This is a genomic window from Mesorhizobium sp. M0011, from assembly GCF_040324155.1.
Lineage (GTDB): Bacteria > Pseudomonadota > Alphaproteobacteria > Rhizobiales > Rhizobiaceae > Mesorhizobium.
The window spans coordinates 39,461-64,320 of record NZ_JAMYVQ010000034.1 but is presented as its reverse complement, the minus strand read 5'-3'; the positions used below and the strand labels follow the sequence as shown (position 1 = coordinate 64,320).

Sequence of the window (24,860 nt, the reverse complement as noted above, 5' to 3'; positions counted from 1 at the left end):
GTCATGGTGGCGTTCCTTCGCGGGAATCGGTGACGTTGAACATCACCAGCCTGCCATGACCGCCCTCTCTCAGCGAATTTGCAGAACTCTCAGCACACTACCCGCCACTGACGGAGGGAGCGAGCAAGCCGGCGAAGTTCACGCGCTTTGAAGCGATGGGCAGTGACATGGTGGAAATCATCATTGGCGATGCCGTGGTGCGCGCCGGCGGCGATGTTGATCCCGATCGCCTGGCGAGGATCATCCGCGCGGTTCGCAAGGCATGATCGCTTCCGGTGTGGTGGTTTACGTGTCGTGCCAGCCGGTCGACTTCCGCAAGGGCGCGGCATCTTTGATGGCGCTGGTCAGGGATGGCGGCCTGGACCCGTTCTCGGGGCGCTTCACGTATTCCGTTCGAAGCGTGCGGACCGGGTTCGCATCGTGTGGTGGGACGGCAGCGGGGTTTGTCTTTATTCGAAGACTCTGGAAGATCACAGCTTCTGCTGGTCTGCGATATCGGCCGCGCGCATGCGTCTCGACCACGCCCAGTTGATGGCGCTTCTGGCCGGACTGGACTGGAAAAAGATCCGTCCGGCCAGGGTCAGGCGGCCGTTATCGACGGGCTGAAACCGGCCTGCGGCAAGATGAATCATGCGGCTGGAACGGTTGGGAAAGCGGCTGTTTTTGTGCTCTGTTGCTTGCCATGGTTCTACCGGGTCTTGCCCTTCCCGACGACGTTGATGCGCTGAAGGCGATGATCCTTTCCATGGCTCGCGAGCAGGCTGCAAGCGAGGCCCGGATCGCAGTCGCCGAAGTTCGGATCGCAGCATCTGAGGCGGAGGTCGCCCGGCTGAAAGCTGTCGAGAAAAGCGCCAACGAGCGGATCGCCAATCTCACGTCGATCCTGAAAGTTTTACAGCGCACGCAACATGGCACGCGTTCCGAGCGGCTACGCCTGGCCATCGACGACGAGCAGGCCTCCTTTGCCTTCGAAGAGGTCGAGACCGGCCTTTCGGAAATCCGGAGCGAACTCGACCGCGCGGTCGGCAACAAGCCGAAGCGCGCCCCGCGTCCGCGCAAGGGCTTTGCTGCCCACCTCGAACGCATCGAGGAGGTCGTCGAGCCGGAAATCCCGGGCGACTGCGAGGGGCTGGAAAAGGTTCTGATCGGCGAGGACCGCTGCGAGCGACTGGACGTCGTGCCGCCGAAGTTCCGGGTCATCGTCACGCGCCGTCCCAAATACGCTTTCCGGGGCCGTGACGGCGTGGTCCAGGCTCTGGCGCCGGCGCACATCGTTGAAAGCGGCCTGCCGACGGAGCGGCTGCTCGCCTACATCGCCGTGTCGAAATACGCCGACGGCCTCCCGCTTTACCGGCAGGAGGCGATTTATCTGCGTGACGGTGTCGAGCTCAGCCGATCGCTGATGGCGCAGTGGATGGGGCACCTGGGCTTCGAGTTGCAGATGCTCGCCGATTACATCCTTGGGTGCGTCAAGGAGGGCGAAAGGGTCTTCGCCGACGAGACGACCTTGCCCACCCTTGCCCCCGGTTCCGGGCAAACCACGAAAGCCTGGCTATGGGCCTACGCACGGGATGATCGACCCTATGGCGGAACCAGTCCGCCAATGGTTGCCTATCGTTTTGAAGACAGCCGAGGCGCGGATTGCGTGGCGCGTCATCTCGCTGGATTCAGCGGCATCCTGCAGGTTGACGGCTACTCGGCCTATACCAACCTGGTCAAGGCACGGGCCAAAGCCGGCAGCAATGAAACAATCCGGCTCGCCGGGTGCTGGGCTCACCTGCGGCGCAAATTCTACGACCTGCACATCAGCGGGGTCTCACAGGCCGCGACGGTAACGATCATCGCCATGACCGAATTGTGGAAGGTCGAGGACGAGGTTCGCGGCAAGGATGCCGGAAGCCGCGCCGCGCTCCGTCAGTAAAAGTCCGTGGCCATTGTCGCGAGCCTCTTCGATCTATGGGAAGCGGAACTGGGCAAGGTCTCCGGAAAATCCAAGACCGCTGAGGCGATCCGCTACGCGCTCACCCGGCGGGAGGCGCTGGAACGCTTTCTGATGGACGGTCGCATCGAGATCGACTCCAATATCGTCGAGCGTGCAATCAGGCCCCAGACGATCACGCGAAAGAATAGTCTATTCGCCGGCAGCCACGGCGGTGGACGAACCTGGGCGACGGTAGCCACCTTGCTGCAAACCTGCAAAATGAACAGCGTCGATCCGCTCGACTGGCTCTCGCAGACCTTGACCCGCATCGCTCAAGGCTGGCCGGCATCCGAAATCGAAATGCTCATGCCTTGGAACTTTAGGCCTGACGTTATCGGCTGACCGCTTACCCCAGCACTTAGGCGTTCTGACGAAACGGCATAGCGTGCCCCGCGCGATCGATTCGTCGCAAGCCTGTGAAGACCCCGAAGAGCGACGCGCCGGCTTGGCCCGCTGGATTCGCGTCAACTGCCAGTTCCACGCCAGCGAACAGCTTGGTCGGGTTTTAGCTACCTCGCCATCTGACCGGCTTCCTGTATGTCGCGTCCGTCATCGACGACGCGGCAGCCGTAACAATGTAGACGAAGCGGTCTCTGGCGATCCCGGCGCGGTTCAGCCGGACTGATCCATGCTCCGCCTATTTTGCGTCGGCAAGCCACTTCTGCGTATCAATATGTGAGCTTGGCTCTCAGTGTGAGGGTGCCATCAAGGCGGCCTGATCCGCGGCTGCCGCGGTCGGAGCAAGCGCGATGATTGGCTAGCTAGTGCGCGTCCATAGTGTGCTGCAGCACACTATGGACCGGCACTAGCTAGCGAGCCGCGCCGTAACACTGTCGACCAATCTCATCGGGCGTGCCGAGAGTCTGCTCGAGCGTTTCGTCGAGATGGTTCGGCCGTCGTCGCTGGGGGTCTTCTCCCGCCTATGGTCGGCTTAACAGCAAGCTGTGCGCCTGCCAAGCAATCGCGGTCGCTCATCATTCGTGTGGCGCAGGCCGCAGAATTGGCTTGGTTGCCCTATGGCGAGCTTTCCACGTCCATTATCGTCTTCTAGCTGCCGATCACATAGACCCATTGTGCGAGATAGCGCGCCCGTCACTATGCTGTTCGAGCGGCAGCCGACGTGAGTACATCGTCGCCGACCCAGTCGTGTTCGTGCTGCACAGCTCGGCAGCTCCCCAACTTGTCATGCAGCGTCGTGCCGAGCTGCGAGTTCATGCCCGAGGTCGCCGACGGCCGCCTTGCCGCGGCCGACACCTGGGCACGCAGGGCGTGGCAAGCGGCCCTTGGTGCGTGAGGCAGAGATGCCCCTTTTGTCGTTTATGTCCACAGTACGACAATTTTGTTGCAAACCAGACAAAAGTTTCCTAAAAGAAAACCCGTCGGGGTGCAACGGTCGGTGGGAGCCGACGGATCACAGGCTGACTGGGAGGACTTGGATGGATGCCGCGGAGAAACGACTTCACGAGGCCGCAATCATCGTCGATGCAGTGTGCCCGCTATTGGACGACCAAGAGCGTATAGCGGACTATCAGGCCGGCGGATTGACAGCGATCGCGCCTACAGTCGGCTACTGGCACGGCGCTGCGGTGACGCTGCGGACGATTGGATCGTGGTACAGGCTGCTGAGGGAGTGCGACGATCTGATATTGGTCCGTACTGCTGCCGACATTCGGAAGGCCAAGGCCCAGGATAAGACGGGCATCATTTTGCACTTCCAGGGTCCCGCCCCGATTGAGGATAGCCTGGATCTCATCGACGCCTTCAAAGGCCTGGGCGTCGGGATCATGCAACTAGCCTACAACGTGAAAAATCGCATCGGCGACGGCTGCGAAGAACGTACCGATGCCGGGCTGAGCCGCTTTGGGTTGCAAGTAGTCGAGCGCATGAACCATGCGCGCATGATTGTCGATTGCTCGCACACCGGTGTTCAGACGACGATGGATGCGATCGAGCATTCTGCTGCGCCGGTGATCATCTCTCATGCAAATGCGAAGTCCGTTTATCCATCGCCTCGCAATATTTCCGACGAAATGATCAAGGCAATCGCCGACAATGGCGGCACGATTGGAGTTGTGGGGTTTCCTGGTTTTGTTTCGTCTGACAAGCGTCCAACAATGGATCAGTTCATCGATCACATCGTACACATGTGCGACCTTGTCGGGGCGCAGCACGTCACTCTCGGCATCGATTACTACAGCGGTCAATCTCCTTACATGGACGACGCTGCTTCGCTAAAGGAATACAAAGGGTATCTGGCCGAAAATATCTGGAGCCCTAACGCCTATCCTGAGCCCCCACATATCTATCCCGCAGGCATCGAAACGCCCAAGACCATGCTGGCCCTGACCGAGGCTCTGCTGCGGCGTGGCTTTACGGCTGACGACATTCGGAAAATCTACGGCGAGAACCTGCTGCGGATTTACGAAACCATTTGGGGAGAATGAAGCAGAAGCGACACTCCTGACGCACGACGTGCGCCGGTACTCACTCCTATCAATCACAGGGGAACTTCCATGAAAAACAAAGTGACAAAATACAAAGCCGCCCTCGGGCTCGTCGCCCTGATCGCCGTCAGCCAGCCAGCTTTCGCGGGCAAGGCGGACGACACGCTCAATGTCGCCTTCACGAACGAGATCGAGACGCTGGACTATTATACCGCGACCAGCCGTGAGGCGCTCTCCGTCGGCCGCATCCTTTACGATGGCCTCGTCTCGAAAGACTTCAAGACGGGGAAGTTCGTTCCGGAGCTGGCCGAGTCCTACAAGTTCAATTCCGACACGCAGATCGACTTCAAAATTCGGAAGGGCGTAAAATTCCATAACGGGGATGCGCTAACTGCCGACGACGTCGCGTTCACCCTCAACCTGGTCTCCCGCCCTGACTTTGGCGCCAAATATGCCATCGCTGTAAATTGGATCGACAAGGCTGAAAAGCTGGACAATGACACCGTTCGACTGACGATGAAGGCGCCTTACCCGTTGGCTCTGGAGATGCTTGCCGGCAACGTGCCGATCTACTCCAAGGCTTACTACGAGAAGGCCGGTGCGGCAGGCATGGCGGTCAAGCCGATCGGAACCGGGCCATATAAGCTTGTTGAACTGACGCCGGGCGTCGGCGTCAAGCTTGAGCGGTTCACGGACTACTATAAGGGCGGACAAAAGGAAGATCCGATAATCGGCAAGATCAACTTCCGTGTCCTGCCGGAAAGCAATACCCAGTATGCCGAATTGCTGAATGGCAATATCGACTGGATCTGGCGTGTACCGAAGGATGACATCCAGCGTCTCGCAAGCCAGCCGGGCGTGCAGGTGGAAAGCTCGCCCATCATGCGTTTCGACGAAATCAGCCTGGACCCGCACGTGCCAAACTCGCCTCTCGCCGATGTGCGCGTCCGCAAGGCGGTCAACTATGCCATCAACCGCAAGGAAATACGCGACGCCTTCAAGGGAGAAAGTTCTCCAATCATCAACTCGGCGTGCAATCCGGTTCAGTTCGGCTGCGAGACCGACGTCACCACCTATGAGTACAATCCGGAGAAGGCAAAGGAATTGCTCAAGCAAGCTGGATTCGAAAAAGGGCTCAACCTGAGCATGATCATCTCGCCCGAAGGGGTCGCGGTGGCAGAAGCGGTCAAGGCCAACCTCGCCGCGGTCGGAATCAACCTTGCGCTCAACAATCTGCAATATGCCGCAGGCGTGGAGCAGTGGCGCAACCACAAGCAGGATATGTACTACAGCGATTGGGGCTCTTATGGCGTCGGCGACGTCGCCTTGAGTGTCGGTGATTTCTTCGCAGGCACCGGCGACGACGTCGTGAACGACACGGAGATCGTCGCGCCAATCGTTGAAGCCTCCAAGATCATGGACAGGGATCGCCGGAAAGCGCTCTATTCGAAGGCTCTGAAACTTATCGCCGATCGAGCCTATTGGGTACCGCTTTGGGTATGGAGCATGAACACCGCGATGTCGAAAGACCTCGAGCTTCACATCAACCCCGACGAGTTCATTCCGTTCTACGACGCGAAATGGAAGTGATCTCCTGCCCTCCTGCCGCCGGGCGGGGCTGGACGGCGTGATTTTTGCCAGGAGCGCTCGATGCTGCACTTCGCAATTCGCCGGATACTGATGGCTTGCCTACTCACGCTTTTCGTATCCTTCATCGCCTATGCCCTGATCTTCGCTGCCGGTGATCCGGCAGCCGCCTTGGCGGGCCAGGCCTCGACCGCGGCTGACGCCGATCGACTTCGGCACCTCTACGGCTTCGATCGGCCCATTATCGTTCAGTATCTGCACTGGCTTTCCGGGGTTCTTCGCGGCGATTTCGGGACAAGCCTCTATTTTGGCCAGCCGGTCGCGACGCTTCTTCTCGATCGTTTCGCCATGACGGCGCAGCTGGGGTGTTTCGCGCTGATCCTGGCCCTGCTCATCGCTGTACCTCTGGGCGTGGTCGCGGGCCGTTGGCCCAACAGCCTGGTGGACCGGCTGGCTTTGCTCTTCGCAGTTGTTGGCCAGGCCATGCCCAGCTTCTGGTTTGCCCTTCTGCTGATCATCTTGTTTTCGGTGAAGCTAGCGATCCTGCCGGCCTCGGGAACCGCGTCCTGGCAAGGTTTCATCATGCCGACCGTCGTCCTAGGCTACTTCGCCACGCCGGCAATCATGCGCCTGACCCGCTCAGGCATGATATCGGCACTGGAAGCAGACTATATCCGTACGGCACGCGCCATGGGCCTTTCTGAGACGCGCGTTCTGTTCGACTACGCCCTGCGCAATGCAGCATTGCCCGTCATCAGCCTGGCATCGGCGCAGTTCGGTTTCATGCTGGCAGGCTCTGTCGTTGTCGAAAACGTATTCGCCATCCACGGAGCCGGGTCGCTCGCCTGGGAAAGCATATCGCGAGCCGACCTGCCGACCGTCCAGGCGCTCGTGCTCTGCTTCTCGCTGTTTTACGTCGTGCTAACCCTGCTCGCCGATATGCTTAATGCCATGCTTGATCCAAGGATGCGCAGCAAATGACCGAAGCCTCAGCAGTTTCCGCGGCAAGAGCGGAACCGAATGCAAAAAAGAGCAGTTCGTCGCGGTGGCTGAGGCATGGCGGCCTGATGCTTGGGCTCGTGGTTTTGTTCATCGTCATCGTCATGGCTGTGTTTGCACCGCTGCTGGCGCCCTATGACCCTTACCTGCAATCACTTGCGACCCGCTTCGCGCCTCCAATCTGGTCGCCGGGCGGCAGTTGGGCGCACCCGCTTGGCACAGACCAGTTGGGCCGCGACTACCTTTCCCGCATCATCTATGGCGCCCAAATCTCACTGGTGATCGGTGTTGGGACCGCCGTCGTGTCAGGCATCATCGGCACCGCTATCGGTGTTTGCGCCGGCTATTTCGGTGGAAAGGTCGACAGCGTGGCGATGTTCGTCATCACCGCTCGATTGGCAATGCCAGTCATTCTCGTGTCGCTGGCCGTGGTGGCGCTCGTGGGATCGTCACTCACAGTGGTCATGCTGACGCTCGGCCTTTTGCTTTGGGACCGGTTTGCGCTCGTTACCAGGGCAACAACGATCCAGCTGAAGTCGTCCGAATTCGTGACCGCGGCGGAGTTGCAGGGCGCTTCCGTCCTGCAGATCGTAAGGCACGAAATCCTTCCGAACCTTCTCAACAATTTGGTCGTGGTGGCCACCTTGGAAATGGCGCAGGCAATGATCCTTGAAGCAGCGCTCTCGTTCCTGGGTCTCGGTGTGCCCGCGCCGCTGCCGTCATGGGGCCTGATGATCTCCGAAGGCAAAGCCTCGATTCTGTTTGAGCCTTGGCTCATCACCATTCCAGGCGTGTTTCTGTTCACGCTCGTCCTTGGCACGAACCTTCTTGGCGACGGTCTGCGCGATGTGTTGTCGCCGGATGGACGCAACTAAAGGAACGCCGATGCTTCTCAACGTGGAAAATCTGAACATTGACATCGCCACGGCGAACGGAACTCTCGCCGCCGTTCAGGATGTCAGTTTCAGCGTCTCGAGGGGCGAAACCTTGTGCATCGTCGGTGAATCGGGCTGCGGAAAGTCGATCACTGCGCTGTCGCTTCTTGGACTTTTGCCCAAGGTCGCGAAACGGACAGCGCGGCGGATGACCTTCGACGGGACCGACATGCAAACGATGTCGAAGCGCCGACTTCGCGATTGGCGTGGCAACCGTCTGTCGATGATCTTTCAGGAGCCGATGACGGCGCTAAACCCGCTGCACACGATCGGACGGCAATTGACGGATGTTTATCGTGCGCATCGCAACTCTTCCCGCCGGGAGGCGAGGGAGCGGGCGATCCATCTGCTCGAACAGGTCGGAATTGCCAATGCGCGGCAGCGTTTGAACAGTTACCCCCACGAACTTTCGGGCGGCATGCGCCAGCGTGTCGTGATCGCCATGGCACTCATGTGCGAGCCCGAGCTCATCGTGGCAGACGAACCGACAACGGCCCTCGACGTGACCATACAGGCTGAACTGCTGCGGCTTCTCATCGACCTGCAGAAGTCTTTCGGGATGGGGATGATCATGATCACCCACGATCTGGGGCTCGTATCGCGCATCGCCGACAGGGTTATCGTGATGTATGCAGGCCAGGTGGTGGAAACAGCGCCCGCCGAGAAGCTGTTCACCAATCCTTCCCATCCCTACACTCGTGCGTTGCTCGGTTCAGTACCCGATCCCTCGCATCCGCGAATGAAGCCCTTGCCCTCGATAGGCGGCACGGTGCCGTCCCTTCTGACCCGGATGGAGGGCTGCCACTTCTACGATAGGTGTCCTCTCGCTTCCGATGCGTGCCGCAGGCCGATTGAACTGGCGAAAATCGGCGAAGGCCATGAGGCACGCTGCATAAAGGCCGGCGAAGCCAAAATCCTTCTGAAGGTCGTGGCATGAGCGACAAACCTGTTCTCGAGTTGCGCAAGGTCTCGCACGAATACGGCGGCCGAAGAGGGATTTTCGGCCACAGCGCGCCGATGCGTGCTGTGGATGACGTTTCGATCCGCGTCGGGAGGGGCGACGTTCTTGGTATCGTCGGTGAATCCGGGTCAGGAAAAAGCACGCTCGCAAAAATCATGCTGGGTCTGCTCCCGCCGACTCAAGGCGAGGCTTTCCTGGATGGTCGCCCGATCGTCGGCATGACGCGCCGACAGATCGCAGAACGGGTTGGTTTCATTTTCCAGGATCCGTACTCGTCCCTGAACCCGCGCCAGACCGTCGGCACGATCGTGGCCTATCCGCTTTATTTGCGCGGCGAGGGCACGTCGGCGCAGCGGCGAGAGCGCGCGCAAAAGATCCTGGACATTGTGGGCCTGCCCACTCGCTTTCTCGAAGCTTATCCCAGCCAGATGTCGGGCGGTCAGCGGCAGCGCGTCGCTATCGCAAGAGCCCTGATCTCACGCCCGAAACTGCTGATATGCGACGAGCCGACCTCGGCGCTTGACGTGTCGGTTCAGTCCCAAGTGCTCAATCTGCTTTTGGAGCTGCGCGAGGAATTCGATCTGACATACGTCATGATCAGCCACAACATGAGCGTGATCCAGCATATGACCACGCACGTGGCGGTAATGTACCTGGGCCGGGTCGTAGAAATGAACGTGTCCGAGCGAGTCTTCGAAAAGCCCCGCCATCCCTACACACAGCTTCTGCTGAACTCGACGCTGACGGTCGCGCCAGGTGCCGGTGTTCCCGATCTGAGGGCTGACGCCGCTGCCCGCCAGGCGATGCGCGAGCATCCATCCTACATTGCTCCCTGACTGATAAAAGGACATCTGACGCCCCGGGGCGATTCGGTAAAATGAAATAGAGATGACGCAGTTGGATTCCATACAGAAGCACAAATATCCACCGATCGGAGTTACCGTTCAGAAGCTGCGCAAGCAACTCAGGCTCACTCTGAATGACTTAGCGCAGAGGGCGGGCCTCTCGATTTCGGCTGTATCGAAAATCGAAAATGGTCAAGTGTCTCCGACATACGACACAATCCTTCGCCTTTCAGTTGGACTAGGCGTCGATGTGACGGAGCTCTTCGGCAGTACGAGCAGCAAGTCCGGTGCGGCAGGCCGCCTTGTCGTCACCAGAGGCGGCGAGGGCATTCTGCAACGGACACCTCACTACGAATACGAATTGCTTGGCGCCGATCTTGCAGCCAAGCAATTCACGCCTCTGCTGACGCGTGTGCGCGCGCACTCGATCAAAGAATTCTCCAAAATCGAGGGCCATCTGGGGGAGGAGTTCTTCTATGTGCTGTCAGGTGAAGTGATCTTGCACACCGAGCACTATGCACCCGTCCGCCTCCTGCCTGGCGACAGCAGCTACTACGATTCAACCATGGGTCATGCGCTCGTCTCGGCAAGCGAGGAGGATGCACTGATCTTGTGGATCGCCACGCGCGTCCACGGAGTACTGGTCCAGCCCAATTCCTCAGCCGATTAAAAGCGGCCTCGCGGCCGTAGCGCACGATGGATTTTGCCGAAAATGCGGCGAGCTGTATCGCATCTCCGCTTTGGCGGGCGTGCCAAGGCCTGAGGGATGGATTGATGAAGGTGGCGACGTTTTATGAGTGACGCAATTGGGACTGGCAGCATCGCCGTGGTTGGCGCCGGGGTGGCCGGAATCATGACCGCATACGCGCTTGCAAAGCGCGGCATCAATGTAGCTGTCATTGACGCATTGTCCGGCCCTGCCGAAATGTGCAGCCGCGCGAACGCTGGGATCATCGCTGTCGGGCATGCGAAGGCCTGGGCAGGGCCACAAGCCATCGGCGCCATGATGAAGGCGATTGCTGGACGTGACCCGTCGGTCCAAATCACACGGCTAAGCGATCCTGCGCTGTGGCGTTGGGGTGTTGGGTTCCTGCTCAACTGCCGCCCTTCGGCTCATCATAGGAACACCGACAAGCTTCAGCGTCTGAGCCACTACAGCCGTGCTCTCGTGGCGGCGGCCGAAACCGAAATGGACCTGCCAAAGGAAACCCGACATCACGGCGGCCTTTACCTGTTCCAGGATCAGAGCCAGTTCGATGCCCATGCCGCCTCTATCAAGCGCCAAGGGAACGGCTCGATCGAACTGCTTAGCCGCGGCGCGCTCATTGCGCGCGAGCCCGCGCTGTCGGTATTGCCCAACCTTGTCGGGGGGCTGTTCAGTGCAGCGGACTCCGTGGGTGATTGCCAACTGTTTAGCCAACGGACGGCTGCCTACTTGAACCAGGCATGCAGGGTCAGCCTGCATTTCAACACGCGTGTCACTGGCTTTCGCCGCACAGGAAACACCATCGAAGCGGTCAAGACCGAGCGCGGGGAAATAGCGTGCGCGGGAGTGATCCTGGCGACAGGTGTCGAAACGCCGGACATAACCAGCCCGCTTGGCTTTCGTCCAAACATATACCCGGTAAAGGGCTATTCCGGCACGTGGACGGTTACAGATCCCGCCGGGGTGCCGGCGTTGCCCTATGTGGACGAGACGGAATTGCTGGCGGTAGCGACCTACGGCGGAAAAATTCGGGTAACGGCGATCGCCGAATTTGCGGGTCGCGATCGCTCCGTGCCCGGGAAGCGCATCGAACGCCTCACCGACTACATGCGACGGTCTTTCGGAGACGCGGTGGATCTCAAGACGGCGGAATTCTGGTCCGGTCTGCGACCGACCACAGCCGCTGGTCCTCCCTATCTGGGGCGGATCCGAAGGTTCGACAATTTATGGATCAACGCCGGGCACGGGCAACTCGGCTGGACCATGTCGCTTGGCTGCGGTGAGCTGCTGGCGCAGAGGATCACAGGCGAACGGGCATCGATGACTGACGTGAGTTCGAGGGCCAGATGGCTTTCATAACCGTACCGCTTTCGCGACTTTGATGTGCCGCCCTTGCAGATGACCACAGGAATGACCCCGGCAAACCGGGCATATGACAAGGATCAAAAGGCTATGACTAATGCCTCCCTCAGCATTGTCGACGCGCCGAACACCGCGACCAGCCTTCCCTTCAAGGCTCTCGTCGACGCGCTACAGACCGGATTTGCTAACGGCTGTGTCGTGCCTGCCCGACATCACCATCATCTTGAGAAGACCGATGAGCCGGCTGCAACCCTTCTCCTCATGCCAGCCTGGACCAAACCCGATGATCAGGATCAGTTCCTAGGAGTCAAACTCGTCACTGTGGTCCCCGGAAACGCCGCCCGCAGCTTACCCGGGCTGACATCCACTTACATCCTCTACGACGCAGTCACAGGCCAACAGCTGTGCCTGATGGATGGCAATGTCATCACCTCACGGCGGACAGCGGCCACAGCCGCACTGGGCGCTCGGTTCCTGGCCCGGGAGGACGCTCGCTCGCTGCTCGTCATTGGCGCCGGCCGTGTCGGCAGTCTCATTCCTGATGCTTACCGCGCCGTCAGACCGATCGAGAAAGTGTCGGTTTGGGATATCGAGCCTGAGAGCGCTCAAAAGCTCGTCCGCTCGCTGAACGAGCGGGGGATCGCCGCTGAAGTCGTGACGGACCTGGAAAAGGCAATTTCAGCCACGGACATCGTCACTGCCGCCACGCTTGCAACCGAGCCAGTCATCAAGGGCAAATGGGTCCGGAAGGGAACGCACATCGATCTCATTGGCGCCTTTACACCAAGAATGAGAGAATCGGACGATGCGGCTTTGATGATGTCCAGGGCATTTGTCGACACGCATGAGGCGCTGCACGAAGCGGGTGACCTTGTTCAGCCCCTAGAAGGCGGCGTCGTTGCCAAAGAGCATGTTCTCGGCACGCTCGCGGATCTTGCGCACGGCAAATTGAAGGGCCGAACCGCCGACGACGAGATCACCTATTTCAAGGCGGTTGGATCCGGCTTGGCTGACCTTGTCGCAGCGCGCATGGTCTACAAGAGTGTTTGCGCGGTTGGTCGTGCTTAGCGCAACCGCCGTTACACCCAGCCTCGGTCGCGGCGCCGCGGCCGAGGGCAACGCCAGGAACTTCTTGTCAGGACGCTTCTCGAAACGGCAAGGAGCCGGCTGCTAATTTCTGGAAGGGAAACACTGTATGACCCAAAGCGCTCTGGTCAGGGGGCGGACTTACAGAGAAGGGCCGCCGCGCCCGAGCCTGCCTAGCAGGCGCTTTCGGACGTCGTCAATGGCGGCGGACCTGACGAGCGACGCGCTGTGACGAGCAATATCTGCGTGCGAGGCATAATGTGAAAATTACCGGAATCCGGGCCACGCCCGTCAACATCCCCCTTGAGGCACCGATGTGGTGGACCGGCGGGTATTATCCCGGCACGTCCAAGACGATTGTCGAAGTATTCACCGATGAGGGGCTCACAGGTCTGGGCGAGGCGCCAAGCACGGATGCAGTGGATCTTATTAGCGCCATGGGCGAGGCACTCAAAGGCAAGGATCCTATCGACATTGCCGCTTGCGAACGCGTGTGCGTGCCCCCTTGGCAGATCGTTCAAAACACCGACGACGCAAGGGTTGTCAAGGCGTTCGGCGCAATCGAGATTGCGCTGTGGGATCTGCGCGGCAAGGCTTGGAACGAGCCGCTCTGCAACTTGTTGGGAGGCAAGGTACGCGACCAAATTCCGTTCACCGAATACTTCGGTTTTCGACCAGATCGTGAAATGAGTGCGGAAGAGGTGGCGGATTACTGCGTTTCGATGCGCGAAGTGCATGGCAGCACGTTCTTCGAAGGCAAACTGATTCTGGGCGACCCGATGCTGGAAGTGCGGACAGTCAAGCTCCTGCGGGAGCGGCTAGGCGATGAGGCGATGATCCGGCTCGACTCCAACATGCAGTGGTCGGTCACGACAGCGCGCTGGGTCCTGCGCGAAATCGAGCCGTTCAATGTTCGCAACTACGAAGATCCGGTGGCCACATTCGAGGAGATGGCGCAGCTGCGGCAGCATTCAATTGTTCCATTCTCCACTCACAATCCTGACCTGCGCCGCGCTGTGGCGCTCGGTGTGCCCGATTACTTCGTAACGAATTTCGCGGTGCTGGGCGGAATAAATCGGGCGATTCGGTTCATAGGCGCCTGCGAGGCGATGGGCGTAGGCTTCTGGTGCTACTCGGGGGACGCTGGCATCTGTACGGCAGCTTATCTTCACGTGTCGGCGGCCACTCACTGGATCAAAGAACCTAGCCAATCTCTCTTTAGGTGGCAGGTTGGCGATGTGATCGAGGGCGGCCCGTTTCGGCAAAGAGACAACGTTGTGGCCGTCCCTAACGGGCCGGGACTTGGCGTCATAATTGATCAGGAAGCGTTGGCGCACTGGGCGCGACACTATTCCGACCACGGGCCCCTCGACCATTTTTTCGACCCGAGTTCGCCAGGTCGCCACCGGCGTATTCCGCTGCATTAGACCGGTCCCCGGCCGATTCGGCACTATCGGAAATGGAACGGTTAAGCCGCCCAGTTGTGGTGGTACTTCGGTGAAACCGCAAGCCCGCAACGCTTGCGGAGCCTTTGGGCGGGAACGTCGATGAACGTGTGGCCACTGAAGTTCCGAGAGATACCGGACGGTTCGGTGCTTTTCTCCGATGATGCAGGCGGATTCTTCAAGTCCAGCCAAAGCTTCCTGGATAGGTACGCCACCGATAGCCTCTCCACCGTCGACACAGCATTTTTTAGGGAAGGGAATCACGGCTTCGACCAAGAGTTCGACCTTCCTTGGACATCGTTTGCCTACCGATGGGCGCGGCGGCAGTCCAAGCCGAGGAGAATGAACTACGTCATCCTGGTGCCCGACGCTCAGGTGCAATCTCGCTTGTGGGTATTGCGAGGTTTCTCGGGCTTCTGAGAAGGCTCGCGGGTTCGATTGGTCGCACGATGCCCTCTCGGGAGTCCTTTCGTTCCTCGAGGCTTGGAAGGTCCGGATATCAAGATCGAATTCCAGGGTGGCGAGCCCCTGCTGCGCGTCGATCTGCTGGAAGCCGTTCGTGACTTGTGTCGGGAAAAGTTTTCCCAAGGTCAGTTCGTCGTCTGCACGAACCTGCAGCGACTGGACGCGCGCGCATGGGCTTTCCTGGATGCCGAAGACACGTTAATCAGCACTTCGCTTGATGGGGACCGTGTGACGCACGAGCGTCAGCGCTCGCACGACAGCGAAGTTACGTATGCGCCGCCTACACCCCATTGATTCCGCGTGTTTCTGAACATTGAGGTTTCTGCCAGAAGGTTTTCGGCAGGAGCTGGAGATTTGGCATGGCGGATGGTGAGGGATTTGTTGGGCGATGCGAAGTTGTCGAGCCTCGTCGTGGAAACCGACGATGGCCCAATGATCTGAAGGCGCGGATTGTCGCGGAGAGCCTTCAATCCGGTGCGCGGGTTGTTGATGTTGCGCGTCGTCATGATCTCATTGCGCATCAGCTTTCGGACTGGCGCCGGCAGGCGCGTGAAGGGCTTCTGACCTTGCCGGCAGACCTGATGCCCGCCTTATCTGCCGTGGAGAGCGGGGCTTTCGAGCCTGCCTTCGTGCCCCTGGCGATTACGACGGGGCCGAAGGAAGCTGCCGATGCTTTGCCGGTCCCGGAGCCGGTCGAGGCCTCTTCGGGGATCGTGACGGTAGAAATAGGCGCAGACCTCGTGGTGAGGTTTCCCGGCGATGTGCCGGTTGACCGGGCTGCGGCCTTGGTGCGCGCGATGCGAGGGGCGGCATGATCGTCGCGGGCCAACGATTACCGATCCTGATCGCGACGCGCCCCGTGGACTTCCGCTGTGGTCATCAGGCGCTGGCCTTGATGGTGCAGACCGAGTTGAAGCTTGATCCGCATTCCGGGGTGACGGTGATCTTCCGGTCGAAGCGCGGGGATCGTGTAAAAATCCTGGTGTGGGATCGCACCGGAATGGTGCTGACCTACAAAATCCTGGAACAGGGTGGTTTTGCCTGGCCCAAAGTGCAGGATGGAACGATGCGGCTGTCGCGGGGGCAGTTCGAAGCCTTGTTCGAAGGTCTTGACTGGCGACGCGTGGTGGCGCAGCGGGTAGCGCCGCCCGCTGCGGCAGGGTGACTCACCGGCCCGATTTTGGCGTTGTTTTATTGGGCTTTTTTGCTTCGATTTGCTATGAAGGTGCATGTCTGCGCCCCTTGATCTCAGCCAGTTCCCGGACCTGCCTGCAGAGGTGGTGAACGCCTTTGCGGCCGTCCAGTTCGAGCTGTCGGTCGAGCGTGCGGCCCGTCAGCATGAGCAGGCGGTGGTGGCTGAAAAGGACGCCTTCATCACCGAGCTGAAGGAACTGATCGAGAAGCTGGAGAGCCAGGTTCAGGACTACCGCCGCACGAAGTTCGGGCCGAAATCGGAAAAGCTCGATCCGACGCAGATGGAACTGGCGCTGGAGGACCTGGAGACGGCAATTGCCGAAACGCAGGCGCAGATCGCCTTCGTCGAGGAAAAGATCGCGGCAAGCGCAGTTGATCCCGAAAAGAGCGCCCCTCGCAAAGAGCGCAAGGCGCGCGCACTGCCCCAGAGCCTGCCGCGGGTCGAGCGGGTGATCGAGCCCGATAGCATTGTCTGTCCCTGTGGTTGCGGCAACATGCTCCGGATCGGCGAAGATCGGACGGAGCGGCTTGACCAGATTCCGGCGCGCTACCAGGTAATCGTCACGATCCGCCCGAAATACGCGTGTCCTAAGGGTCGGACGGGCGTGGTCCAGGCCAGGGCGCCGGCGCATCTGCTGGAAGGAAGCTGGCCGACCGAAGCCCTCCTGGCACAGATCGCCGTGTCCAAGCATTCCGAACATATGCCGCTGAACCGGCAGGCTGCGGTCATGGCTCGGCACGGGGTGCCGATCGACCGCACGGTCCCCGGCCGACTGGATGGGGCGCACGGGTGGAGCAATCGCGCCGGTGGTAGACCACATGGCCAAACGGCTGATGTGGGAAAGTACGCGGCTCTATGTCGATGAGACTACGGCTCCGGTGCTGGATCCGGGGCGGGGCAAGACGAAGACCGGTTATCTCTGGGCCGTGCTGCGCGACGACCGCGGTTGGAACGGATCTGCACCACCGGGCGTGGTGTTCCATTATCGACCGGGGCGTAAAGGCGAATATGCCGCAGAAATCCTCGACGGCTTCAACGGCACGATCCAGGTCGATGCCTATGGCGGCTACTCTCACCTGGCCACGCCAGACCGCGTGGGCGGCGATCCGTTGAGGCTGGCTTTCTGCTGGGCACATGGCCGCAGAAAGCTGATCAAGGCAAAGCCGAAGAAGGGCTCGCCCATCGTTGACGAGGCGCTGTTACGCATCGCCGCTCTCTACAAGATCGAAGACGGTATCCGAGGTTCAGATCCCGATCATCGCCGGGCGGTCCGCCAGACCCTGTCCCGCCCGCTGGTCAATGAGTTCTTTACCTGGCTGACAGCTCAGGCCGCGCGTGTCTCGCGCAAGTCCGACCTCGGCGAAGCCATGGCCTATATGCTGAGACGTCAAGACGGCTTTCGACTGTTCCTGGACGACGGCCAAGTCGACATCGACTCCAACCTCGTCGAAAACGCGATCAGAAGTCCAGCCATGAACCGCCGCAATGCTCTCTTTGCCGGCCATGATGAAGGCGGCCGCAATTGGGCCCGTTTCGCCAGCCTGATCGGCACATGCAAGATGAATGGTGTCGAGCCCTATGCCTATTTGCGCGATCTCTTCATCAGCCTCGCAAATGGCCACCTCTCCAAAGACATCGACGCCCTCATGCCCTGGGCCTATGCGCAACGGACCAGCGCCTCACAATGAGCTCGTCCGGGACTCCCCGACGTGCTCATAGGACCATCTGCAAGCGCTCGACCTGACCGTTGCAACCAAAAAATCAATGGGGCGGAGACGCCGCATACGAAGTTACCGATGCATTCTTTCGAAATCTCGAGGCAGCCGTTGTCCGATATCCGGAGCGGAAGATCTCGGCCCTCCCGACGGTCGACGTTGCAAACCCGCCAGACTTCGAGGCGCTTCTCGACAACTACGAGCGCCATGGAATCCGGTCCGTCTGTCTGCGTCCGATCAACCACCAAGGATTCGCCCGAAAGGTAAGAGCGGTGCGCCAAGGCACCTTTCCCGAAATCGTCTTTATCTTTAGGTCGCTTGTTGGTCGGCGCGCCGGCACCGATCACTCCGGGTCATAACGGGTGACGTAGTGGAGTTCGCGCAGGGCGGGGATGACGAGGGCGATGTCTTTGTACGCCTCGTGCTCGATGAAGTGCGCGGTCTCGGGTCCCGGCCTGGGCTTGCCGAGGACGGGCCTGCCCTTTTTGTCGACGCAGTAGATCAGGATCGGCAGCAGCAGGCCGTGGTTGGGGGTTGTCGAGGTCGAGTAGCCGTTTCCATTTTTTGATGTTGAGATTCATGGCCGCGTAGAACCCCTGGCACCATGGCTGCAAATTCCGAGATGATGTCGCCCCCTCGTTCCGAGAATTAACCGCCCCCTGATTCCGAAATGATGCCGCCCCCTGGTGGCGGTGTTTGGGCCGGGTGCTCTGCTGGTGGAATGTTTCTTCTTTTGGGTTGTCCAGGGAAGGAACGAAATGCCTGCGGAGAGAGTGACCATGCGGCGTGTCCGCGAGATTTTGAGATATCGATTTGAAGAGGGCCTTGGCCACAAGGCGATCTCATACCGTGTGGGCGCAGCGCCCTCGACGGTGCGCGAAACGCTTCGGCGGGCGGAGGCTGCCGAACTGGCCTGGCCGTTAGGGGACGAGATCACGGACGCGGTCCTGGAGGCTGCGCTCTACAGGGCTTTGGACAATCCTGCGCTCTCCCCGCATTATTGCCAATAGTTGCCTGCTTGACCTCCAGTGAAGCTGCAGACGACGTCTGCTCTCAGGAAGCCCAAATGCGGTCCCCTACGGCAAACTTGCTGAAGATCCTATGGGGATGGAAGGCGACCAGCGCTCTGCCAGAGTGAAGTCGCCAAACATCACCTGGAGGTCAGCAGCAAGCCAACACCACCAAAGCCCCGGCCGCTATCCGCGTCGATCTTGCCGCAATATTTGTCTCGTTAGAACTGTCTCGTTCAAAATGGCTCGTGACTTCGCTTTCGCCAGGTGGGGGCGAGAGAATGTCGAGACACCTCGTGTTGGGGGGCGACATTCCGGGTTTGCTCGATCACTTCGCAGAGCTGCAACGAAAGGCGGAAGTGCGGACAGGGCAGAGTTTCCGGGTCATATCAATCCAGGAAGCTGGTCTGGATGGATTCTGGATACATCGGGTCCTCGAACGCGAAGGCATCGAGAGTTATGTCGTGGACCCGGCATCCATTGCCACATCGCGTCGCCGCCGGCGGGCCAAGACCGACAGGATTGACGGGGAAGCACTGGTTCGAGCGTTGTTGGCCTACAAGCGCGGCGAGCCTCGGGTTTGCGCGATGTTGCGAGTGCCAACGCCGGAGGAGGAAGACCGTCGCCGGTTGGTGCGGGAGCGGAAGGCGCTGACGAACGAGCGGATCAGGCACGTCAACAGGATAAAGGGCCTTTTGTTCAGCCAAGGTGTGTCCGGATACGAACCGTTGAAAGGCGATCGACGCAAATGCCTCGACGCGCTCATTACCGGAGATGGGCGTCCACTGCCGCCAGCGCTCATGGCGCAGATCAGCCGCGAGCTTGATCGCATCGAGTTGCTGATCCAGCAGATCAAGGATGTTGAAGAGGCACGCGACGCCTTGCTCGTCGCGGCAGATGAGCCAACACCGGCCCTGCTGCTCAGCCTCAAGGGAATAGGTCCGGAGTTCGCGGCCGTCCTGTGGTCTGAGGGATTGTCGCGCAAGTTTGACAATCGACGACAGGTTGCCGCCTACGCTGGTTTGGTGCCAACGCCCTGGCAAAGTGGGCAGAACCGCATGCCATAATCGTCCGCCGTGGCAAGCATCCGCTCATGGACTGAACACAGGAGGTCTGGATCGAACAGCCGTTTCGCCTGATACCGAATGCCGGTTCGAAAAAGGCTGCCCTGCATTGCGTGCTGTTCGTTACCTGCCAAGCGCCGATAAAGGGCGCGGGGGACAACATGGGCTTCAACGGTCTCGGGATCGCCACAAATCCGACACGGCATCAGCGATGCCAATGGTGGCCCGGAAGGCCATCTTCTTCCAGGAACAGCATGTGACCCGGCAGTGGCTTGGTATTGCGCCACCTCAAGACATTACGGTTTCGGCGCTGGAGCAGATGGAGAAGGAAACCCATGGTCCAGGTATCCAATCTGCTCATTGGTGAGGTAGCCCGCGAACTCTTGCGCAAGCATTTCAGCAAGTCTCTGCGCATAGACAGAGTTTCTGTCACATCGTTCGCTCTCGACATCCAGGATGATGTCTTCAAAGAAACAGTTCTTTTCCTTCATTGCGTGTCTCCGAAGAGGATCATTCTGCTCATCTCACTCGCCATGTCAAAGGTGCCGTGCCACATCGTCAGCGAGCAAAGAAGCGCGCGTCCGAAGGGGACACGTTCATCCTCGCCGGCGTCCTCGAATTCCACAAGTGTATCGATCTTACTGAGCATGTGCAGCGCCCTCGGAGAATCAGATGCGATCACTTGCAACGCCCAGTGTCGCTCTGTGGGGACTTTCCGGAAGCGTTCTGCGTCGAGAACTGAGAGAAGTTGTTTTTTAATACGGGGCCAAGCTTCTGGATCTGGCGCGAATCCGCACCTTGCCCAAGCGTACCGCCCGTCCAAAACAGCATGAATGCTCATTCTTGCAAGTCCAAGAAATTCTGACAAACGGAAACTGTTCCTAATGACTTGTCGCCCTAGGCGACGGCCGCGCAGACTTGTTGCTAAAAAGGTCTCTCCGCCCCGAAGATTGGAGTTTCCAAAATCGATCGTTCTCGCAATTTTGATCGCGATTTCGCCCTGTCGGTCTCGCCCAGTTGATGTAAATCGAATTCGTCCGTTGATTGGATCAGCGGCCAGGGTTGAGAGGTAGAACGGCAAGCCATCTGACATGTGCCTGCTAATCGTTTCGAGTAAGGTTCGGATCAAAATTCATTCGCGGAACCCATTGGTTGAGCGGGTCGTTCCATAGGATGTGCCAGCCATCGATCCCAGGATCGAAGATGCGCAAAGTCGTGCCATACATCGTCGGCGGCGCAGGGCGCTTGGGCCTGATCCAAACGTCCTGAATCGCGCGGCCTCCGAGCACCCAGCCAAAATGACATTCTCCATTCCATTTCTGGATTGTGCCGTCTTCGAGGTAGTGGACCGTGTCCATTTCCCAGCTTCCAATTAGCCATCCATACAGGTCCATGTCTTTCGCTCGGTCGGCTGGGAGACCTTCGGATCCGAGAGCGGTGAGAAACGGAGAAATCGTCATCGTCCTACTGCCTTTCGTTTCCGAGTAGACGAACCAAACCGCCAACGCAGCCTCGCCGGACCATTGTCGCGCCCGCCTGCCGCAAGCGCCTCCTTGTGGAATTTTGCGACGGAAGCCCGTGTCGGCGCTGGAACATTGCCGCCACAACTTTGCAGCGTTGCGGTGTCCAGGGCTTGGGTAAAGTTGCTATAATGTCGCCAGCCGCGCCTTTCATGATGAGCCTGCGCCCAACCGTTTGAGAAATGCGCCGGCTCTATGCCCTTGCCGCTGACAGCAACATCTTGCAACAGGTGAGATCGGTCAGCCGAAGCCGTCCGGTCCCGTTGCGGTGGGTTGAAGGACTCCCATGCTGGTCTAGCCTAGCCAATAAACGGGCCGACCTAATTCAAAATTACAAAGTATTCTTTCTGTCGCAAAGCGGACGAAAAATGTTCAAAGCTATTGCGGTCTCGCAAACTAGATGCCAATTTCCTCCCTCGGGTGGGTACTTGGGCGGAATATCTAGATTATTGAAATGAAAAGTAAGGACCGATTTCCTGTTCCGATGGGCGGCCGCAACAACGTTGTTGCGGAACTGACGTGCGACGGACCCTCATTCGATAAAACCCCGTCACGCTCTCGTGGTTGGCTCACACGATGATCCGTGACGTTTTGGATCTGAGGGTGCAAGGGCACCGCTCGCGCCCACGGAGCATTGCCGTTCATTGCACCGCGCCGCCACAGAGCTAGAAGACGGCATGAGGGAGGTTTCGTGAAGCTCAAGACAGCCTACGCCCGCTTCTACAAATCCTTCAACTTTGACCATGCGCGCAAGCTGGATAGACGCGTCGTCCAGCAGCCGTGGGCGATATTCCGAGACCGCTTCTACCCGTACGTGACGGTCGAGCTCGATCCGCGGATAACGACGGTCGTGGGGGCCAACGAGTCCGGCAAGAGCCATCTTCTAGGCGTCATTAAGAAGGCCATTACGGGAAAGGGCATCGAGCAGCGCGACCTGTGCCGCTACTCGCCATTTTTCGGAGTGGCGCTTGGACAGAGATGCTGGCCCCACGTCGGGGTCGGCTGGGACGACGTGAGTGAAAAAGAGGCAGCCGAGATCGCGGAAATCATCGGCGTTACCGACACCTCCTTCCGCCGCTTCCTAATGTTCCGCGAGGAGCCAAGTAAGCTGACTGTCTGGACGCCCGGCTCCAAGAGCACCTTCATGAAGCATGAGCTTTCGCCCGAAGCGACGCAACGGCTCGAGAAGATTGTGCCGAGACCTTTCGAAATCGATTCCGGAGTTGCTCTGCCTAACTCGGTCCCTTTCTCCTTCCTAGAAGTCGGCGAGGACGCCCCCGCCGCCACATACTCGAGGCCGATGATGGACAGCATGGTCCAGGCCTTGACGAGGGTCAGGCCGTTCGTCAGCGGCGGTGCCACCGCGGTTCAGCAGAACGCCGACAAGTTTGTGGCTGCGCTTAGCGGCCTTGCAGAACCCATGTCGACCCATCTTAAGGAGAAGGAGCTGAAGTCCCTCCAACTCGGGCGCAGTCTGTTGCTCACGCTCGGCGAGATCGATCCCGAGAGCCTCGTCGAGCTGGCCCACGCGATCGACCAGCAGCACGACGGATACGTCGGAGGCATTCTCGAAGCAGTCAATCAGCAACTCGAGCGGAAACTGAACTTTAGGCGCTACTGGGCACAAGATCGGGACTTCAGCCTTCAGGTGTCGACGCGAGACCGCGAACTTGTGTTCGTCATCAGCGACCGCACCGGAACGGTCTACACTTTCTCGGAGCGAAGCAGCGGGCTGCGCTACTTCCTATCATACCTCATCCAAGCACAAATCCACCGGCCTTCGTCGAGCCGTGAATCCATCCTGTTGATGGATGAGCCGGACACATACCTCTCGGCGGAGGCCCAACAAGACCTAATGCGCGTCTTCCGCGACTTGGCGGAGCCAGACAAAGATTTCGAGCCGATCCAGGTAATTTATGTGACCCACTCGCCCTTCCTGCTAGATAAGAACCACTCTGAACGAATCCGCGTCCTCGAAAAGGGGACCGGCTTCGACGGAACCCGCGTCGTTCCCAGCGTTAGCCGCAACCACTATGAGCCACTGCGCTCGGCGTTCGGAGCTTTCGTCGGCGAAAGCGCTTTTGTCGGCTCGGTAAACCTCCTCGTTGAGGGCGCCGCAGATCAGATACTGCTGGCGGGCGCTGCCAACCTCACCAGACTGGCATCGCCCGGCATTATGGACGACACGCTTGACCTAAACCGCATGGTCATCGTGCCGAGTGGCTCGGCCCAAGAGATCGGCTATACGGTGTATCGCATCAGGGGACAGGGCACGGACAAGCCGCCGGTTGTCGCCCTGCTCGACGGCGACGACGAGGGAGTTCAAGCCAAGAAAGACTTCTCGGGTGACAAGCGCCTGCGCAAGTTGATCAAGCCGGAGAACATTCTCGACCTGACCCAGCTGGGCGAGGGCGTTGCTGGATGGCCGGAAGCGCCGGTCACCGAGGATCTCGTGCCAGTCGCGCTGGCACACCGGGCCATGGAACTCGTCATTGAAGACGTGACAAAGTTCCGCGAGGGAGAGGCGCCGAAGATCGCTCTCGCCGCGATCGAGGCCGAGGTTGCGAAGGGAGGCCCCTTGCTCGACGCGATAAACCGGGAAATGAAGAGGCACAAGGGTAGGATCGACAAGATCGCCTTTGCCAAGGCGGTCGTCGAGGTGTGCAGCGACCCCGGCCCGAAGATGCAGCCCCAGGTCGACACCTTCTTGGGGCGGATGCGAATCATCTTCCGTGCGGTCAACGAGGCTGTCCGGCGCGCCACGGAGGATGCAGCCAACAAGAAGCTCGAGACCTTGGTCGCCGAGCGCGTCGGCCTCTTCAAGGTCGACAACCCGAACCATGCGACCCGCGAGCAGGCGAGCATCGTACTTCGCCAGATTGAAACACAGCTGGACGAATCTGCGGAGGCGGATGCAGTCCGAAACGCCATGGTCCCGCTGCGCCGCGAATACCTGCTCCACGAGGAACTCGCCGCTCGGGTGCACGACTATCCGTCCTTCCTGGAGAAGCTCGAAGGCTTGAAGCACGCCTATCACGCCGAGCTCGTCCACGCCAAGCGGTTGCACGCCCCCGGCGGCAAGCCTGCCGATCAGCCGACGACGGCGGCCGGACCGCTGCGCAGCCGCGGCAACGCCGCGCAAGGCAAACCCGCGCGTGGGCACTCCAAGCCGAAGCGCGTCGCTGTGCCGGCGGCAGCAGCACCGCGCGCACCGACCCCTCCAGCGGCTGACAGCGAGAGTGGTGTGTGAACGGGGCCGGGCCGGCGGCATCCTTCCTGCTACGTCTGGTTCAGAGTCAGGAAGATTTCTGAGATAAAGCCGGGCCTGAGGCGCAATGCTCCACCTGATGATGCTCGAATGACTTGCCGATGCGCGACGACCTTAACGGAGCAGTTCGACAGGGCGACAGCGGCGAAGGACATCGCCAGACCGCTCTTCAGGCTGCGCTGCTGATCGCAGACGTGAATGCCCGAAAGCCCGGTGCCGCCGTGGCGATCATGACGCTTCACCGCATGAGCAACTCGGAAACCTACCACTCC

The 24,860-nt window shown here is 59.7% G+C and carries 20 protein-coding genes and 4 pseudogenes; 20 read left to right on the top strand and 4 right to left on the bottom strand.

Translation table 11 applies throughout. The annotated features are described in order from the left end of the window. Positions 1-294 precede the first annotated feature (294 nt). From tnpB (NKK51_RS27605) to NKK51_RS27515, 19 genes and pseudogenes are all read left to right on the top strand, one after another. Entirely contained in the window at positions 295-606 is a 312-nt protein-coding gene (tnpB, locus tag NKK51_RS27605; protein WP_352555303.1) for an IS66 family insertion sequence element accessory protein TnpB, read from the top strand. A gap of 76 nt (positions 607-682) precedes the next feature. Continuing rightward, a pseudogene (tnpC, locus tag NKK51_RS27600) lies at positions 683-2,323 on the top strand (IS66 family transposase). A 1,094-nt stretch (positions 2,324-3,417) separates the two neighbouring features. Continuing rightward, the gene (locus NKK51_RS27595) at positions 3,418-4,425 is read left to right on the top strand and encodes a dipeptidase (RefSeq protein ID WP_352555300.1); all 1,008 of its coding nucleotides are present in this window, start codon (positions 3,418-3,420) and stop codon (positions 4,423-4,425) included. A gap of 69 nt (positions 4,426-4,494) precedes the next feature. Beyond that, entirely contained in the window at positions 4,495-6,015 is a 1,521-nt protein-coding gene (locus NKK51_RS27590; RefSeq protein ID WP_352555298.1) for an ABC transporter substrate-binding protein, read from the top strand. A gap of 60 nt (positions 6,016-6,075) precedes the next feature. Further along, positions 6,076-6,993: an ABC transporter permease gene (locus NKK51_RS27585; protein WP_352555296.1), complete on the top strand. Its 918-nt coding sequence runs from the start codon at positions 6,076-6,078 to the stop codon at positions 6,991-6,993. Beyond that, the gene (locus NKK51_RS27580) at positions 6,990-7,886 is read left to right on the top strand and encodes an ABC transporter permease (RefSeq protein ID WP_352555295.1); all 897 of its coding nucleotides are present in this window, start codon (positions 6,990-6,992) and stop codon (positions 7,884-7,886) included. The genes NKK51_RS27585 and NKK51_RS27580 overlap by 4 nt, the downstream gene beginning before the upstream one ends. Positions 7,887-7,896: 10 nt before the next feature. Further along, on the top strand, positions 7,897-8,883 hold the full coding sequence (locus NKK51_RS27575; RefSeq protein WP_352555293.1) for an ABC transporter ATP-binding protein: 987 nt from the start codon (positions 7,897-7,899) through the stop codon (positions 8,881-8,883). Continuing rightward, positions 8,880-9,743: an ABC transporter ATP-binding protein gene (locus NKK51_RS27570; protein WP_352555291.1), complete on the top strand. Its 864-nt coding sequence runs from the start codon at positions 8,880-8,882 to the stop codon at positions 9,741-9,743. The genes NKK51_RS27575 and NKK51_RS27570 overlap by 4 nt, the downstream gene beginning before the upstream one ends. Before the next feature lie 52 nt (positions 9,744-9,795). Then, positions 9,796-10,422 (top strand): helix-turn-helix domain-containing protein, encoded by a 627-nt coding sequence (locus NKK51_RS27565; protein ID WP_352555290.1) that lies wholly within the window; start codon positions 9,796-9,798, stop codon positions 10,420-10,422. A gap of 123 nt (positions 10,423-10,545) precedes the next feature. After that, positions 10,546-11,817: an FAD-dependent oxidoreductase gene (locus NKK51_RS27560; RefSeq protein WP_352555288.1), complete on the top strand. Its 1,272-nt coding sequence runs from the start codon at positions 10,546-10,548 to the stop codon at positions 11,815-11,817. 93 nt (positions 11,818-11,910) lie between these two features. Then, complete coding sequence (gene lhpI, locus NKK51_RS27555; RefSeq protein ID WP_352555302.1) at positions 11,911-12,888, top strand: bifunctional Delta(1)-pyrroline-2-carboxylate/Delta(1)-piperideine-2-carboxylate reductase; 978 nt, start codon at positions 11,911-11,913, stop codon at positions 12,886-12,888. Between the two features lie 278 nt (positions 12,889-13,166). Next, positions 13,167-14,333 (top strand): mandelate racemase/muconate lactonizing enzyme family protein, encoded by a 1,167-nt coding sequence (locus NKK51_RS27550; protein ID WP_352555286.1) that lies wholly within the window; start codon positions 13,167-13,169, stop codon positions 14,331-14,333. Positions 14,334-14,453: 120 nt separating this feature from the next. Next, positions 14,454-14,771, top strand: a complete 318-nt coding sequence (locus tag NKK51_RS27545) for a hypothetical protein (RefSeq protein ID WP_352555284.1) — start codon at positions 14,454-14,456, stop codon at positions 14,769-14,771. Between the two features lie 63 nt (positions 14,772-14,834). Beyond that, positions 14,835-15,110: a hypothetical protein gene (locus NKK51_RS27540; protein ID WP_352555282.1), complete on the top strand. Its 276-nt coding sequence runs from the start codon at positions 14,835-14,837 to the stop codon at positions 15,108-15,110. Positions 15,111-15,175: 65 nt separating this feature from the next. Then, positions 15,176-15,631: an IS66-like element accessory protein TnpA gene (gene tnpA / locus NKK51_RS27535; RefSeq protein ID WP_352555280.1), complete on the top strand. Its 456-nt coding sequence runs from the start codon at positions 15,176-15,178 to the stop codon at positions 15,629-15,631. Beyond that, a complete protein-coding gene (gene tnpB / locus NKK51_RS27530) occupies positions 15,628-15,981 on the top strand; it encodes an IS66 family insertion sequence element accessory protein TnpB (protein WP_352555278.1) in 354 nt (117 codons plus the stop codon). Before tnpA ends, tnpB (NKK51_RS27530) begins: the two co-directional genes overlap by 4 nt. A gap of 64 nt (positions 15,982-16,045) precedes the next feature. After that, positions 16,046-17,699: pseudogene (gene tnpC / locus NKK51_RS27525) on the top strand (IS66 family transposase). 806 nt (positions 17,700-18,505) lie between these two features. Next, positions 18,506-18,697, top strand: a pseudogene (locus tag NKK51_RS27520) (IS21 family transposase); the annotation flags it as partial. 227 nt (positions 18,698-18,924) lie between these two features. Next, a pseudogene (locus NKK51_RS27515) lies at positions 18,925-19,788 on the top strand (IS110 family RNA-guided transposase); the annotation flags it as partial. Between the two features lie 308 nt (positions 19,789-20,096). On the opposite strand, the gene NKK51_RS27510 reads toward NKK51_RS27515, so the two are convergent. Genes NKK51_RS27510 through NKK51_RS27500 form a run of 3 tightly spaced genes read right to left on the bottom strand, consistent with a single transcriptional unit; the run spans position 20,097 to position 21,158 of the window. Further along, the gene (locus tag NKK51_RS27510) at positions 20,097-20,291 is read right to left on the bottom strand and encodes a hypothetical protein (protein ID WP_352555277.1); all 195 of its coding nucleotides are present in this window, start codon (positions 20,289-20,291) and stop codon (positions 20,097-20,099) included. Further along, positions 20,288-20,893 carry a hypothetical protein gene (locus NKK51_RS27505; RefSeq protein ID WP_352555275.1) on the bottom strand — a complete coding sequence of 202 codons (606 nt, stop codon included), beginning with the start codon at positions 20,891-20,893 and terminating at the stop codon, positions 20,288-20,290. Before NKK51_RS27505 ends, NKK51_RS27510 begins: the two co-directional genes overlap by 4 nt. 7 nt (positions 20,894-20,900) lie before the next feature. Further along, a complete protein-coding gene (locus NKK51_RS27500; RefSeq protein ID WP_352555274.1) occupies positions 20,901-21,158 on the bottom strand; it encodes a hypothetical protein in 258 nt (85 codons plus the stop codon). 853 nt (positions 21,159-22,011) lie between these two features. Here NKK51_RS27500 and NKK51_RS27495 point away from each other — a divergent pair. Then, positions 22,012-24,570 (top strand): AAA family ATPase, encoded by a 2,559-nt coding sequence (locus NKK51_RS27495; protein ID WP_352555272.1) that lies wholly within the window; start codon positions 22,012-22,014, stop codon positions 24,568-24,570. 29 nt (positions 24,571-24,599) lie between these two features. Here the strand turns inward: NKK51_RS27495 and NKK51_RS27490 are convergent, their stop codons facing one another. Further along, positions 24,600-24,830, bottom strand: a complete 231-nt coding sequence (locus tag NKK51_RS27490; protein ID WP_352555270.1) for a hypothetical protein — start codon at positions 24,828-24,830, stop codon at positions 24,600-24,602. Positions 24,831-24,860 lie beyond the last annotated feature (30 nt).